The sequence below is a fragment of the Nostoc sp. genome, assembly GCF_036916655.1.
In the GTDB taxonomy this organism is placed as follows: Bacteria; Cyanobacteriota; Cyanobacteriia; order Cyanobacteriales; family Nostocaceae; genus Nostoc.
The window spans coordinates 34,155-49,558 of record NZ_JBALFY010000040.1; the positions used below are offsets into that span (position 1 = coordinate 34,155).

Genomic DNA, 15,404 nt, shown 5'->3' on the forward strand with positions numbered 1-15,404 from the left:
ATTGAATCCAAGCTGATAAAGCGATCGCTCTATCAGCCAAAACCCATTTGAATGCTACTGACTCGTTTTGCCACTAACAATCCCTGACCACTGAACTTTTTTCTCTTTCTCCCGGCGGTAAGAAAAGAAATGCTCTGGTGTTTGGAAAGTACAATAAGGTGCGATCGCAATTTGTTCTGCACTAATTCCCAAATTTTCCAGCTGTAAAGTATTCACCCGCCGCACATCTAGCTTTACCTTTCCGGGATCGGGGTCTTCTAGTAAAGGTGAATTTGGTAGCTCGTATAATGCAGTGAGAATTTTTTCTTCGCTATTATGTGATATAATACTAGCCCCAATTTCGGCAGCCACTTCAATCGAGACTTGGTAAACCTCACCAGCGATCGCTGGCCCCATCGCAATGCGTAAATCATCGAGTTTACTGCCTTGAGATTGTAATCGAGCGATCGCTTGGGGCACAATCTTCTTCGCAGTTCCCCGCCAGCCCGCGTGTAATGCTGCCACCCGTCCAGATTGCACATCCCCAATCAACACGGGTGTACAATCTGCGCTAGCGACCCAAACAGCTTGTAGAGGCTGCTCACTCATTAAACCATCAGCCGATGCTAAATCCTCCTCAGCAGAGCTTAAAAAGCTTTCAACCTCTTGAGGGGTGAGAACAGTATTGCCATGAACCTGCTTTAAGCGATAGACTGATGCCTCTGGTTGCAATACTTCTGTGATAACTTGTGGCGATCGCGGCCAAAACTGCTGGGTAAAAAAGCCGTGATGCCAACGTTCCAAAAGACTACAAGTTAGATAAGGCAGTCCTTCCCAATTGCGCCAGTGCCAAGTGTGCATCTTGAACCAAACCTAAACAAATCAATGCTAACTTGAACAACGGAATTTGGGTTAACTACTGTGGGATTTAATCTGCAAAACTTGGAATTAGCCTTGCAAGCAGGGCGTAAGCATACATATTTACCATTTTCCCTTCACTTTTTTGAAAGCGTCTCCTCAACCAATCAAACCCTCTGGGACTTACTCAGCCAAGGGGCTATTTCAGGAACAGTAGTAATCGCAACTGTACAATCTGCTGGGCGGGGACAATGGGGCCGTCAGTGGATTTCTCCGGTTGGCGGATTATATGTTTCCGTGGCGATTTCTTTCGACCACAAAATAGAAGCTACTGACAGCTATCAGCTAACTTTCGCTACTGCTTGGGGAATTGCGTCTCAATTGCGCCAACTCGGCATAGACGTTGGGATAAAATGGCCTAACGATTTAGTGCTAAATGGTCGCAAACTCGGCGGCATTTTGACAGAAACCAAAGTAAACAAAGGACAAATCACCCAAGCAGTAATTGGTGTTGGTATTAACTGGATAAACCCAGTACCCGAAACTGGAATCAATCTGGAATCGTGGCAAGCATCCCAAAATTTCAGACCAATCTCTTGTCTGGAAATGTTAACCTCTAAAGTCCTGCTGGGAATAGAATCCGGTATGGAGTGCCTAGAACAAGAAGGAGTAAGCATAATCTTGTCTCGCTATCTAGATTTGCTTACAAACATGGGCGATCGTGTGTACGTCAATAATCTTTCAGGTACAGTAGTTGGAGTGACATCTCAAGGAAATTTACGAGTTGATTTAGAAACACATGATACAAAGGAACTAATTACACCGGAAATTTATATTGAACCCGGTACAATCAGTTTGGGGTACCATAAATCTTCCATTTAAATTTGAGGTTTGTTCAAAATTTCGCTCTTTGGGCAAGACAAACCACTAGCATCATCTCTTTAGGCTAATTACACACAACTGAGAGAACAAATGACGCAGCGCAAAAATTCTGCCCCTGATAGTTTGCATTACTTATGGCAGCAAGGTCTGACAAAAAAACGTTTTGCCTCAACACTACCAGCCCAGAGCCTCTGTTGGCTGAGTAGCCTCAGCCTCCTCAGCGGCGGCTTTGTGTTTGCCCAAACGGAAACACAAATAGACAACATCGTTCCCACTGTTGAAAGTTCTCAACCAACAGCAGTTATAAATCCAGTCAAAAAACAGGCTGTTGTACCGGAAGCCACTCAAGAACAACCAGAATTTTCTCAACGGCGAGCCAGACTTAGACAGAGACTAGGCAAACCAGAGGTTGCTCAATTAAAAGAGCCAGTTAGGCAGTCTACACCCAAAATCGAAGCTGCTGAACCTGTTGTAATTACTAGACAGTCAAAGCCCAAAGTAGAAGCCTCCCAGGTTACTCCTGCAAGGGTAAGGCAAGAAAAACCCAATACCCCCGCCCGCTCTTTACCTGAAAAACTTCCAGAAGTTGCTCAACCAAATAACTCAAACAGCCCTGTCAATGCAACTGCGGGGAAAACCAAGGATTATAATAACGCCTATATCGATCCTAATAGTTATGACAGTGGTGCTACAGGTACTTATCAAGCACCAAACTCCGTAATTCTCACAGAGCGCTCTAGTGGCTGCCGAGCCATTTTACCTTCAGGGCAAAGCGTATTAGGCGGCGTTTGCGCCAAAGCACCCGAAAGGAGTGTAGCTGATTCTAATGGTAAAGCAGCACCTACTTGGCTCAGAAGAAGTGAAAACGCCCAATTACCAGTAGTTTCACCCGTGCGGCAAATTGCAAGTACTGGTAACACTAGCCGATGGCGTGCTACTGAAAGTGGTTCTACTGGTGACACCAAGAGCGCATTTCGCCCGAATCGGTTTATCCCGAGTCCTGCCGAGTTCAGCCCCACAACAGTTAGTGCAACTCCCATTGCGCCGAGTGGTGGTACTTTACCTCCACCAATGGCAGATGGTAATATTGCACCCCGCCCCAGCAACGTAGCTTACGACTTCTCACTGGCATCAGTATTGCCACAAATCCCCTCTATGGGGCGAGTCGCCTATAGTGGTACGGGAATGATGTATCCCTTGTCTATTCCCGCTCCCATTACTTCTTTGTTTGGTTGGCGAGTTCATCCAATTACAGGAACCCAACGCTTTCACGCTGGTACAGACTTGGGTGCGCCCACAGGAACACCAGTTTTGGCGGCGGCGGCTGGTCAAGTAGAAACTGCTGATTGGATGGGCGGTTATGGTTTAACTGTTATCCTAAATCACAAATCCGCCGAACAAACTCTCTACGGCCATATGTCAGAAATCCTTGTGAAACCTGGTCAATGGGTACAGCCTGGAACTGTCATCGGGCTAGTTGGCAGCACCGGAGCTTCTACAGGGCCTCACTTGCACTTTGAAGTCCGTCACCTAACACAAGATGGGTGGGTTGCTACTGACCCAGGCGTGGAATTACAAAGCGCCCTCAGCCAGTTAGTGCGAGGCTTACAGACTGCCCAGGTTAGTCAGCAACCAGGTAGCTAGATTGGAAATTTTGGATTTTAGATTTTAAATTAATCTAAAATCCAAAATCCAAAATCCAAAATGTCAGAGATACCCGTGTTCTGCTAAGAATGCGGGTGTAATGCCATCCATACTATTTTCATCATGGACAGTGGTGTTTGGGTTGCCAGAGTAAAGGAATTTTTCGACGTATTTGCCAAGAATATCTCCTTCTAGATTCACCAAATTCCCAGGAAGCAAATAGCGGAGATTTGTCTCGCTGTATGTGAGGGGAATTACCGCGACCTTGAATTGAGAGAGTTCTGGCTCATAAGCGGCAACTGTGAGGCTGATGCCATTGACGGCGATGCTACCTTTGGGGACAATGTAACGTGCGATCGCCTCGGATGCAATAAAGGTCATTTCCCAAGAACTAGCCGTTTGTTCTGCCACTAGCAATCGACCGATACCGTCTACATGACCCATCACGAAATGACCGCCAACTTTGCTGCCTACCCTGAGCGATGCTTCTAAATTGACATATCTCTGTTGCGTTTGCTCACCTCCCAACGTCGTGCGGCGTAGCGTTTCTGGTGAAGCAGTGGCGATAAACCCATTCTTTAAAACTTTTTCTACTGTCAAGCAAACACCATCGACAGCAACACTGTCACCATAAGCCAAATCTTGCATAATTACTTCACCCGACTGGCTCACACAAGTAATTTGCCAAGAATCGCCCCCTAAGGGTTCCATCGTTCCTAATGCCTGGATTAATCCTGTAAACACGGCTTTTTTGTCAAACTAACTCTATTTATTGCCTAATTTTGGCTGAAGTCAATTGATAATTGTCACAGAAATCTCTCACATTCAAGTATATTTTCTGACTTTTTTTCGTATAGGGATATTAACACATTAGCATCCTTCACGAGGCATACTTGGGTAAGAAGGTTATTGTCTAAGAAGATCAGTTTGACTTACTCTGGTTTTCACCACAAGTTCGGAGTTTAATAGAAGCAATTATAGAGAACGAATGCTTATGTTTATTACTGTCGCCAAACCGCCGAAAAAGGGGTACTATTTGTTACACAGCGTCCAAGGCTCTCAAAGCATTGTAGAGGCCTAGCCAATGATTGAAATGAAAGTTGCTGGCATAGCATTAGATGCCATAACCCGCAGCCCGATCGTACTTTTGAAAGATTCTTCAGATCGGCGGGCTTTGCCAATTTACATCGGTCAGGAACAGGCTAGGGCCATTATGGGCGCACTGGAGAATCAGAAGCCTCCCAGACCCTTAACCCACGACCTGATTGTGAATCTTCTAGAGACTTGGAACATGACTCTAGAAAAGGTAATTATTCATTCCCTGCAAAAGGATACATTTTATGCAGCTTTAATTGTCCAGCAAGGTGAAGTTAAAAAAGAAATTGACGCGCGTCCTAGCGATGCGATCGCTATTGCCCTCCGTACAAATACCCCCATTTGGGTAATGGAAGAAGTCATTGCCGATGCTTCTATCCCTGTTGATCGTGATGCAGATGAAGCTGAACAGCAAGCCTTCCGTGAATTTATTTCCAATCTCCGTCCTGAAGACTTGATCAAGCGCTTTGGTAATGGCGACAGCTAGGCAATTTTAGATTTGGAATTTTAGATTTTAGATTGAAGGAAAAATCTAAAATCTAAAATCTAAAATTGAATGACTCCTAACTTTGTTAAAAATGCAATACCGACGCTTTGGAAAAACGGATCTGCGCCTCTCGGTTTTTTCTCTGGGAACAATGCGTTACCTGGCTTCTTTTGAAAATGCTCACCAAACCATCGAAAAAGCCTTAGCGTTAGGAATTAATCATCTAGAAACCGCTAGAGGTTATGGTAAAAGCGAGGAGTATCTTGGTAGGGCGCTAAAAGCTGGGTTATCAGTACCCCGAACGAGGCTTTACATCACTACCAAAATCTCAGCTACAGCAGATGGTGACTCCATGCGTCGGTGCATCGACGAATCCCTAGAACGATTACAGCTAGATTATGTAGATTGCTTAAGCGTTCATGGTTTAAACACTTGGCAACATTTGGAGTGGGTGCAAGCCAAAAATGGCTGTATGCAGGCCGTTGAGGAAGCTATTGCCGATGGACAAGTGCGACACGTTGGTTTTTCTACCCACGGGTCATTAGAGGTAATTCAGACTGCAATAAATACAGATTTATTTGAATTTGTCAATCTGCATTATTACTATTTTTTTCAACGGCACGCACCAGCGATTCAACTAGCTGCCGAGAAGGATATGGGTATTTTCATTATTTCCCCTGCTGATAAGGGAGGACGGCTCTACACGCCACCTCAGACTTTAAAAGACCTCTGTTATCCGTATTCACCCTTAGAAATAAACTATCGATTCTTACTTTCTAACCACCGTATTACTACTTTGAGTATAGGGCCAGCCAATCCAGAAGAATTAATAGAACCTTTGCAAGTTGCTGACCGTGATGGAGAGTTAATATCAGCAGAAATTTCTACTTTTTTGCGTTTAGAAAATCACCAAAAAGTTGCTTTGGAAACTGATAAGTGCAGCCAGTGTTATGCTTGTTTGCCCTGTCCAGAAAACATCAATATTCCAGAGGTATTACGGTTACGTAATCTTGCAGTAGCATACGACATGAAAGACTATGGTCAATATCGTTACGGAATGTTTGAAAATGCCGGTCATTGGTTCCCTGGAATGAAAGGCAATCGGTGTACAGAATGCGGTGATTGTTTACCTCGGTGTCCAGAAAAGTTAGATATTCCAGCTTTGTTGTCAGATACTCACGAAAGATTAAGTGGCAAAGCAGGTAGGAGATTGTGGGGTTGACACTCTCCGGTCTAAAGACTGAGTTCAGCTAATGGCATTTGAGAATCTCCTCGTCTGAGGGCTGGTGAAAGGAAGCGATCGCCCTCTCATTTTAGCCTCGCGATCGCGTGCAATCTGGCTTCTGGTTAGTACTGCCAGAGAAAAGTAATGCTGGGTTTCCTGTTGTCAACCCAGCCTACCTGTGCAATTGCACCCTCTGGAGCTATATGTATACGACGTATAACGATGCCCATCACCCGCCGCAGATAACCTTTGAATTCCAACAGATACCTTCTCGACAGTCGGTATGCATGGGCGTTGTTAGACTGCGATCGCACTTGCTTAAAGTCCACAAAATCCTGGTGCGTCCCCTGGAATTTATCATTGGAGTAATTAAAAGTTGTCGTGGGGAACGCACCCTACAAGATCGACGATTGCACTAAATTTTCAAGTATTTTTAACTAGGATCAACCCTGACTAAACCACGGGCTTTGCTGGGGTTGTCCTTTGGCGAAGATAGAGCTACCTTCCCTTGCACTCTGCCCTTGAGGTTGTCCGTTAGCGAAGATGGAGCTACCTTCCCTTGCACTCTGCCCTTGAGGTTGTCCGTTGGCGAAGATGGAACTCCCTTCCGTTGCACTATGCCCTTGATCATATCCTCATCGACCTTCGTTTGCATAATCTCACAGCTCTTGAGCAGCCAGTAGATGGAGAATGCCCAGATGCCTATCCACTCTAACCACAAGACTGTGTAATCTGTCTTTGTAAAAAAACACACTACTGAAACAAGCAGCAGTGAGAACGGCATAACCCACCTAGCATAGTTAAAGATGTTTCTCCAAAACGTCTGTTTCTCTTCATCTTCTATGACATCAACGCTGTCCATCGCTGTGAAGATGCTGACCAAGATGAGCATCAGGAAAAAGATAGAAGCTGCTATGAAATGGAGCCTAATATCCTGCCCCAAGAACTTAATATCAAGGTTCAGTAATTTACTACCGTCGAAAACCTCGTTTCCACACTTTGACAGCATCTCCTTTTCGGGCCAGTCCATCGGGAAGAAGGCAACACAAGCAAGACTTATGCCGGAAACGTTGAGCAACCAGTTCTCCAATTTGCCGAAACCTGTGTAGATAATCAGGCAAAGGCTGAGCGCAACAAGAATACCCACAAAGAGATTTCGGTAGACTCCAGCAAACGCTGTACACATGGTATCGGCATTAACTCCGGCATGATAATAAGCGCTAAGGGAGTGCTGCATTTCTAGCGGAGATGAAAGCCAAAATAACTTGACAAGCCCACCGACCACGAGCAGCAATGGAAATATAAGGCTAAGAATACCCATACACCATCGGAGCATAGAGTAAGAGCTTAGGATATGCTTGTCCAGTTTTGGGGGATCAGTGATTTGTTTAACGGTTCGTTTGATGGCTCGTCGTATTTTTACCATAAATTCTTAAAAGACCTCATAATTCTAGATGCGTACCAGGAAATTACTTTATGCCAGTTATTTCAGGAGGATCTTGATAATCTTCAGTGCATCTTTGCTTGATTGAACTATCTACAAAATTTGTCTAAGTAGGTAGGCACAATTAAACCGAACTGTGTAAACTAATCACGATGATTTACACGCATGTACTTAATAGGGGTGGTAAAGCTGTTCGTAGTCCGCTTGATTAGAACTACTGGCATAATATATTTTGTATGAATTTTTAAGACCTAAAAGGGTACAAAATTTAACACCATAGCGCGTTAGCCTACGGCATAACACACCCTACAAAACTAGTTTTTAGGTTTTAACTTCGGGGTTTTCAGCGAACATTCTTAGAAAAATGTAAAATTAATAAAGATTTAATAGAGTTAGGAAGATCCGCCCAAGCTGGGGTATCTCGCGGCAATAAAGATGAAGATTAAAAAAAAAGAAATATCCTACGCCAATCGCTGACGGTTTTCCGTTATAGTGGACGGGCTGTAAACTTGGTATGGACTACTAGCCGATCGCTTACTATTCTTCTGGCTAGTTTAACTTTAATGGCTGGTCTTTTACCGGCGGCAATATCCTACATCAGTAAATTAATTGTTGATGCAGTGGTATTTGCCTCTCAAGTTCATTCACAAAGCAATGGTTTTGTCAATATTTATCCTTCCCTATCTTATGTAGGATTAGAAGCGATCGCTGTAATTTTACTAGCAGGCAGTCAGAGGGGAATCATCATTTGTCAATCGTTATTGCGGGCGCTAATGGGTCAGCGAGTAAATATACTCATCTTAGAAAAGGCGCTGACACTGGATCTTAGGCAGTTTGAAGACTCAGAGTTTTATGACAAACTGACCAATGCCCGACGAGAAGCATCAGTTCGTCCTCTTTCTTTAGTAAACCGCACCTTTGGGTTAGTGCAAAATGCCCTTTCCCTGATTACCTACGGGATTTTGCTAGTAAATTTCTCAGGTTGGGCGGTAGTAGTGCTGATTTTGGCAGCTATGCCTGTATTTATTGCCGAAACAAAGTTTGCTGGAGAAGGCTTTCGCTTGTTTAGTTGGCGTGCGGCAGAAACTCGTCAACAGCACTACTTAGAAAATCTTCTAGCAAGAGAAGATTTTGTCACAGAAGTCAAACTCTATCAGTTGGGAGAGATGTTGCTAGGACGTTATCGCAGCCTATTTGAACAACTCTATGGCGAAGATCGTGATTTGACTCTGCGGCGAGGATTGTGGGGGTATCTCCTGAGTTTAATCAGTACTGGTGCTTTTTACCTAGCTTATGCTTGGATTGTGCTGGAAACAGTGCTAGGTAAGATTTCCTTGGGAGATATGACCATGTATCTTACCGTTTTTCGCCAAGGACAATCTACTTTTTCCAATGCTCTTACTTCTATTGGCGGGATGTATGAGGACAACCTATATCTATCAAATCTCTATGATTTCCTTGAAGAAGAAGTACCAAAGTCTTGGGGTAAAGCAACCATTGGTTTAGATTCCCAAGATGGTATCCGTTTCGAGAACGTATCATTTACTTATCCGGGAAGTTCCAAGCCAGCATTGAGAAACATTTCGCTGCATTTGAAACCTAGAGAGAAACTGGCTATTGTCGGTGAAAATGGTTCTGGTAAGACTACCTTAATCAAACTACTTACCCGACTCTACACCCCTGACTCTGGGCGAATTTTGTTAGATGGCTTGGACTTGCAGGAATGGGATGTGCATGTGTTGCGGCGTCGCATTGGTGTGATTTTTCAGAACTTTGTCCGCTACCAGTTCACAGTGGGTGAGAATATTGGCGTGGGCGATGTCGAACATCTCGACAACAAAACCCGTTGGCAAAGTGCTGCTGAAAAAGGCATGGCCGAATCTTTTATCGACCAATTACCCCAAAATTTTCAGACTCAACTTGGTCGTTGGTTTAAGGGAGGACAGGAACTTTCGGGGGGACAGTGGCAGAAAATTGCACTGTCTCGTGCATTTATGCGATCGCAAGCAGATATCTTGGTGTTAGATGAACCAACATCAGCAATAGATGCCCAAGCTGAGTTTGAGATTTTCAATCATTTTCGCACTGTTACTAAAAATCAGATGGTACTTTTGATTTCCCATCGCTTCTCAACGGTACGAATGGCTGACAAAATCCTAGTTATAGAAAACGGCGAAGTTATAGAACAGGGAACTCACGAAGATTTGTTAAAGCTAGGAGGACGTTATGCCAAATTGTTTCTCTTACAAGCAGCCGGTTATCAATAGGAAAAAAAGTTAAAAGACTTTGTGAATTTAGATAGCGATGCCTATGGCGGGCTGCGCCTACGTTCACTTTGTAGAAAGCACATCGCAATTCTATTCAACCACGTTAAACTGTTTGGTAAACATGGGTCACTAAATGCTCCGTATCGTTAAACATTGTTACCTGATAAAACTATGCAAATAACACAACAGCGATACTATACCCCAGAGGAATATTTAGAGCTAGAAGAAGTTGCTGACTACAAAAGTGAATACATTGACGGGCAAATAATTCCTATGGCGGGTGGAACAATAAATCATAATCAAATAGCACTCAACTTAAGTACTGAGTTGAATTTTGCTTTTAAAAAGCAGAACTACCGAGTTTTCATGGGTGATGTTCGTCTGTGGATAACCCAAAACCGTACCTATACCTATCCAGATGTGATGATTCTGGCGGGTGAACCAGAGTTTTTTAACAACCGAAAGGATATAATTCTGAATCCGCAGATTATTGTTGAGGTTTTATCAAAATCTACCAAAGGGTATGACCGCGAAGATAAATTTCAGGCTTACCGGACTATTTCTACCTTCCAAGAATACCTATTAATTGACCAAACTCGGATTCATATAGATCAATTTTCCAAAACTGGGAAAAAACAATGGACGCTTCGTGAATATGATGAAGAAGATGAAGCGATCGCACTTGTAACCGTACCCTTTGAGATTTCTCTACAAGATTTATACAACAAAGTTAAGTTTGAGCCTGTTGAGTCAGAAGGGGAAAATGCTGATGTTGAGGGATTGGGGTAAGGTGCGATCGCTTGCTTGAATTGAGCGATGCGTAGCTTGTAAAATAAATGTAAATTAATTGTTATTCTAATAGCCCATTTAATTTAGTTATTATATACTCAATTAAATCTTACTATTCGCATTATGTCTAATTTACCAATTAAGCCTCCTGTTTCTTCTCTCCAAAAAGAGCTTGCAATTAGGAGTGAGCCTATTCAAAGAATATATAATTTTTATGTTAACAATCAATTTTATGTAAATCGTAAATATCAGAGAAAGCTTGTCTGGACTATTGAAGAGAAAAGGGCATTTATCGATTCAATTTTACATGGGTTTCCAGTGCCTATAATATTACTAGCTCAAGTTAAAGAAAATATAGCTTATGAAATAATAGATTGAATGCAAAGATTGAATGCAATTACTGCTTTTATTGAAGGTGAATTTGATGTCTACAGCAAATTTTTTGATTTGGCTACAATGGTAGAATCAAAATCTCGTCTTGATCAGGGTTTTGTAAATCAGAAAACACCTGTATTAGAAAGAAGTCTATCTGAAGGAATAGCAAGTTATGTAATGCCTCTTTCTGTTTACTCTTTTAATGATGAAGAAAGAATAGACGAAATATTTAGAAGAATTAATTCTAATGGCAAATACTTATCTAGGCAAGAGTTAAGAGCATCTGGAGCAACTGCATTTTTTCCTGACCTTGTACGAAAGATATCTAGTGAAATCCGAACTGATACTTCTGCTTCAGATACTTTGCTTTTAAATGATATGAAGTTAATAAGTATAACTAATAAAAATCTTGAATATGGAATTAAAGTTGATGAAATTTTTTGGGTAAAAAATGGTGTTCTGACTAAAGAAATGGTTAGAGAATCAAAAGATGAAGAAATAGTAGCTGATCTGGTTGCTTATATGGCATTACCAGAAATACCAAGGAGTAGTTCGGAAGTACTAGACGAATTTTATGGTTTAAAAGAAAGTCCCAGACAAAAGGAAATAGAAGCAGCACTTCAAAAAGTTAATCCTGACATTATTAGAAGGCGCTTTATTAAAGTATATGATCAAATTCGCAAATTATTAGAAATATCTCAATGTAAATTTAGTGAATTAATATTCTCACAACCACTTCAAATTATACCTCGCTACTTTCAAATAATTTTCCTAAGTATTTATGAATTAATGTTCAAAGAGAATATGGAAGTAAAAAACTATCAAGAATTGTCCGATAAGCTAAAGAATATTGGGCAACACATTAATATAACTACTGGTGGAAACTGGAGTACGAAAAATAAAAGCAATAATATAGGTGGAGTGAAGGGGATTATTCGAGATACTTTTAAGATAAAGGAACAGGTAGACCCTGCTACTGATAGTTGGTTGACTGAGTTTGAAACTTTACTTACACAATCTCGAACAGAGCAAACTCTTTTTGACTTTAAGCAAGGATTTACAAGATTAGATGGAAGAGGAGAGTTTGATGAAAAAAGTTTTAGTAAAATAATAAAGACTCTCACCGCTATGGCAAATCACTCTCCTGGAGCAATAGGATATGTATGTATTGGAGTCGCTGATAATGAGAAATGATGCAAGTAAAATAGAAAATTTATACAATATTATTAGCAATAAATACCAAAATTTTCACATTACTGGAATAGGTCATGAAGCTACAAGATTTACAGGAAATATTGATAGTTTTTTTAGATTATTGATACAAAAAATACAGCCTCAGCCAATTGATCAAGCTGTTAAAGATAATATTGGTAGAAATATTAAAATAGTGAATTATTACGGTAAAGACGTGGTGGTATTTTGTATCAAAGCAGGAACAAGCCCTGTTATGTATGACAACAGATATTATCAACGTATTGGAGCAAGTGTAGAAGAAGTTAAGCCCGAAGGTTTTCTAGAGTTTTTTCGACGGTTTACTTAAGTATTTTCTACCAAAGTATACTGGTCTACAAGCAGTTCAAGTAAAATTTACTTTACTAACTAGATAGTTAGTGATCGCCCTTTACCCATCAACTTAGATAAAAGCACTATGGTGCTACTTAACTAAATAGTCAAATTTTCACGGTTATATAATTGGAGATTAGCTATAGTTAACGGTTAACAGGCAATGGCTAAAAGGAGTTAAAGAGATGGAAACTAAGCCAACTGACCCATCGTTAGCACTCATCGAAATTCCCCCAGGCTATCTCAACATTATGGGTTACGTCGATCAGTCAGAAGTTAATGGCCCTGGTTGTCGTGCAGTCGTCTGGGTGCAAGGTTGTCTTCGTGAGTGTCCTGGCTGCTTTAATACTAACTCCTGGTCATTTGAGGCTAACCAATTGATTGCTGTTGATACCCTTGCCGAAAATATTCTCAGCAATTCCCGCAACACAGGTGTAACGTTCTCTGGTGGAGAACCGTTTTGGCAAGCTACTGCACTGGCATCTTTAGCTCAGAAGGTAAAAGCTGCTGGCTTAAATGTCATGTCTTTTACTGGATTCACTCTTAAGCAGTTACAGTCTCAATCCGCGCCACCAGGTTCACAAGCATTGTTAGAACAACTCGATATCCTGATTGACGGGCCTTTTGTGCAATCTCTAGCAATTAATTCTCCCGACTCTCCAGTCTCTTCTAGCAATCAAAAAGTTCGGGTGTTAAACCCAGCTTTCCAAGACCAAATTACTTGGGCTAGCGACCAGATAGAAATCCACATCCTCAAGGATGGTGGCCGCATTGTCACTGGTTATCAAGGTGGGCTGGGACTGACGTAGTTGGGCATGGGGCAATACTATTAAGTTAAGGCTAAAATCCTTTTTTTAACGAACCGCATACTCCTACGGAGAAGCAAGCTACGCGCAGCGTCTCGTAAGAGTTGGATGCAGGGCAAGAGAAGAAAGAGAGGCTTAACTGAACTGTATTGTGGTGTGGGGCAAAAAGTTAAAACTTAAAAATTGAGCCTCTGAGGTTCAAATTTGACCTTCTGAGGCTCGACTTTGACCTTCTGAGGGTCAAAGTTCAAATTTTAACTCCCTTCTCTCCTTGTCCAATCTCTCATTCCAAATGCATCTATGTCTGAGACGAATTATATTAAAAAAAATACACATCTAAATTTGACTAGACTAATTGAGACAATTTTTACTAAACATCGCGTATTTTGGGCTGTTTTACTCCTTGGCATAGCACTGGTGGTAACGCTAGGGCTATCGCTTTCTCAAGGGGCAGTACCCTTAAATATGTCAGAACTTTGGCAAGCCATTCTCCGCAAAGGCGATCCGGTTAAACAGACTATTCTCTGGGATTTACGTCTCCCGCGCATTACTGTTGCTCTGATTGTTGGTGCAGCTTTGGGAATGTCAGGAGCATTGCTACAAGGAATGCTACGCAACAGTCTTGCCGATCCATTTATTTTGGGCATTTCAGCGGGTGCAGGATTAATTGTGATTCTGATGATTGTGTGGCACATATTCCCGATCGCAATTCCTCTAGCAGCGTGGATGGGAGCAATTTTGACTTCTGCGATCGTTATTTTGCTCGGTCGTGCGGGGTCGGGTATTTCTGTTGAGCGGTTGATTTTAGGCGGAGTGGCGATCAGTTCTTTATTTGGTGCTGTACAAAGTACATTGTTGCTTTTAGCTGAAGACGGTCAAATTCAAATTGCACTCAGTTGGCTAGTTGGTAGCCTGAATGGGCGTGGTTGGCAAGAAATTGCTACGGCTGGCCCTTACATCATCGTTGCATTGATCGGGGGATGTCTGCTGGCGCGATCGGTAAATGTGCTGGCTTTAGGAGATGATTTGGCTGTCGGTTTGGGGGTTTCGTTAACGCGATCGCGCTTGTTAATTGGTGGTGTCGCCACTCTATTAGCCGCAGGTGCAGTCAGCATCAGTGGCTTGATTGGATTTGTTGGTCTTGTTGTTCCTCACGGTGTCCGCCTCATCGTTGGTACAGATCATCGCTTTGTTTTACCACTTTCTGCCCTTGCAGGTGCATGGTTACTGACTTTTGCAGATTTACTTTCTAGGCTAGGAGCAGTAGAACTACCAGTAGGTTCCGTCACTGCCTTGTTGGGTTCACCGCTGTTTATCTGGTTACTTTATCGTCGTTCTGCTGACTTTAATAAATTTTGAGCTAATAAAAATTGCTGGTATAAGTAAGTCGGTGAGAAAATTTATAAAGTCGGTGCTGTCATCACTCCCGGTACGACTCAATTTCTCGATCGTAATTGCATTACAATTATTACTGAACTTAGCGATCAAAACTTATAGAGAGGGCGATTTATCGCGTTTTGAAAACCCAAAATTTTTGCCATTCGCCCTTAACCCAAGCGTATTGCTCTGTACTACTGTCAAACTAGTACATCGTGAGAAAAATTTTCTTTCACCTCTCTCTTTATTCTGAATGAGGGAAACAATTTGATCGAGATCGAAAGGTTTAAGTAAATATTCTTCAAACTCTACATCTGGAATTTGCTCGTGAGTACCTGTGCTAGAGGTTGAAGTCACAATAATTGGAATATGATTTCTATTGTCAGCTTCTATAACATGCAGTGTATTTATCGAAGACTTCCCGAATTTCGTTAAAAAAGTATTGGAAATTGTACCTCAAAATCAGGCAACCAGTTATATTCTCGAAAGACCCTTTTTAGCAAAATATCTGCGAGACGGGCATCACCGTGCCAAAACGGGAAAATTGTACGCTAAGGCTGAAACCTATATTACATAAGCATTTTAGCGATACTTATTTTCTTTAACCCGCAAA

At 42.0% G+C, this 15,404-nt stretch carries 16 protein-coding genes; 13 read left to right on the forward strand and 3 right to left on the reverse strand.

What is annotated here, in order from left to right; genetic code table 11:
• Nucleotides 1–54: 54 nt before the first annotated feature.
• Nucleotides 55–840 (reverse strand): peptidoglycan editing factor PgeF, encoded by a 786-nt coding sequence (gene pgeF / locus V7L31_RS11265; protein WP_334696294.1) that lies wholly within the window; start codon nt 838–840, stop codon nt 55–57.
• Nucleotides 841–900: 60 nt separating this feature from the next.
• On the opposite strand from pgeF, the gene V7L31_RS11270 reads away from it, so the two are divergent.
• Together V7L31_RS11270 and V7L31_RS11275 are read left to right on the forward strand one after the other, a co-directional pair.
• Nucleotides 901–1,719 carry a biotin--[acetyl-CoA-carboxylase] ligase gene (locus tag V7L31_RS11270; RefSeq protein ID WP_334696295.1) on the forward strand — a complete coding sequence of 273 codons (819 nt, stop codon included), beginning with the start codon at nt 901–903 and terminating at the stop codon, nt 1,717–1,719.
• Between the two features lie 90 nt (nt 1,720–1,809).
• Nucleotides 1,810–3,363 (forward strand): M23 family metallopeptidase, encoded by a 1,554-nt coding sequence (locus tag V7L31_RS11275; RefSeq protein ID WP_334696296.1) that lies wholly within the window; start codon nt 1,810–1,812, stop codon nt 3,361–3,363.
• A 63-nt stretch (nt 3,364–3,426) separates the two neighbouring features.
• Here V7L31_RS11275 and V7L31_RS11280 read toward each other — a convergent pair whose 3' ends face one another.
• Nucleotides 3,427–4,107, reverse strand: coding sequence for a riboflavin synthase (locus V7L31_RS11280; protein ID WP_334696297.1), 681 nt, complete (start codon nt 4,105–4,107; stop codon nt 3,427–3,429).
• Between the two features lie 340 nt (nt 4,108–4,447).
• Between V7L31_RS11280 and V7L31_RS11285 the strand changes: the two genes are divergently transcribed.
• The 3 genes from V7L31_RS11285 (at nt 4,448) to V7L31_RS11295 (ending at nt 6,589) form a co-directional block, all read left to right on the forward strand.
• The gene (locus V7L31_RS11285) at nt 4,448–4,945 is read left to right on the forward strand and encodes a bifunctional nuclease family protein (protein WP_012406891.1); all 498 of its coding nucleotides are present in this window, start codon (nt 4,448–4,450) and stop codon (nt 4,943–4,945) included.
• Between the two features lie 91 nt (nt 4,946–5,036).
• On the forward strand, nt 5,037–6,167 hold the full coding sequence (locus tag V7L31_RS11290; RefSeq protein ID WP_334696298.1) for an aldo/keto reductase: 1,131 nt from the start codon (nt 5,037–5,039) through the stop codon (nt 6,165–6,167).
• 107 nt (nt 6,168–6,274) lie between these two features.
• Nucleotides 6,275–6,589 (forward strand): hypothetical protein, encoded by a 315-nt coding sequence (locus tag V7L31_RS11295; protein WP_334696299.1) that lies wholly within the window; start codon nt 6,275–6,277, stop codon nt 6,587–6,589.
• 14 nt (nt 6,590–6,603) lie between these two features.
• On the opposite strand, the gene V7L31_RS11300 is transcribed toward V7L31_RS11295, so the two are convergent.
• Nucleotides 6,604–7,491 carry a hypothetical protein gene (locus V7L31_RS11300; RefSeq protein ID WP_334696300.1) on the reverse strand — a complete coding sequence of 296 codons (888 nt, stop codon included), beginning with the start codon at nt 7,489–7,491 and terminating at the stop codon, nt 6,604–6,606.
• Between the two features lie 632 nt (nt 7,492–8,123).
• Between V7L31_RS11300 and V7L31_RS11305 the strand changes: the two genes are divergently transcribed.
• The 8 genes from V7L31_RS11305 to V7L31_RS11340 all read left to right on the forward strand — a co-directional run bounded on the left by V7L31_RS11305 (nt 8,124) and on the right by V7L31_RS11340 (nt 15,368).
• Entirely contained in the window at nt 8,124–9,881 is a 1,758-nt protein-coding gene (locus tag V7L31_RS11305) for an ABC transporter ATP-binding protein (RefSeq protein ID WP_334696301.1), read from the forward strand.
• Nucleotides 9,882–10,052: 171 nt separating this feature from the next.
• Nucleotides 10,053–10,670 carry a Uma2 family endonuclease gene (locus tag V7L31_RS11310; RefSeq protein WP_334696302.1) on the forward strand — a complete coding sequence of 206 codons (618 nt, stop codon included), beginning with the start codon at nt 10,053–10,055 and terminating at the stop codon, nt 10,668–10,670.
• Nucleotides 10,671–10,793: 123 nt separating this feature from the next.
• Entirely contained in the window at nt 10,794–11,048 is a 255-nt protein-coding gene (locus V7L31_RS11315) for a DUF262 domain-containing protein (RefSeq protein WP_334696303.1), read from the forward strand.
• Entirely contained in the window at nt 11,049–12,239 is a 1,191-nt protein-coding gene (locus tag V7L31_RS11320; RefSeq protein WP_334696304.1) for a hypothetical protein, read from the forward strand.
• Nucleotides 12,229–12,585, forward strand: a complete 357-nt coding sequence (locus tag V7L31_RS11325) for a hypothetical protein (RefSeq protein WP_334696305.1) — start codon at nt 12,229–12,231, stop codon at nt 12,583–12,585. The genes V7L31_RS11320 and V7L31_RS11325 overlap by 11 nt, the downstream gene beginning before the upstream one ends.
• A 208-nt stretch (nt 12,586–12,793) precedes the next feature.
• Nucleotides 12,794–13,417, forward strand: coding sequence for a 4Fe-4S single cluster domain-containing protein (locus V7L31_RS11330; RefSeq protein ID WP_334696306.1), 624 nt, complete (start codon nt 12,794–12,796; stop codon nt 13,415–13,417).
• Nucleotides 13,418–13,768: 351 nt separating this feature from the next.
• Nucleotides 13,769–14,773 (forward strand): FecCD family ABC transporter permease, encoded by a 1,005-nt coding sequence (locus V7L31_RS11335; RefSeq protein WP_334696310.1) that lies wholly within the window; start codon nt 13,769–13,771, stop codon nt 14,771–14,773.
• A 460-nt stretch (nt 14,774–15,233) separates the two neighbouring features.
• Complete coding sequence (locus V7L31_RS11340; protein ID WP_334696307.1) at nt 15,234–15,368, forward strand: hypothetical protein; 135 nt, start codon at nt 15,234–15,236, stop codon at nt 15,366–15,368.
• Nucleotides 15,369–15,404 lie beyond the last annotated feature (36 nt).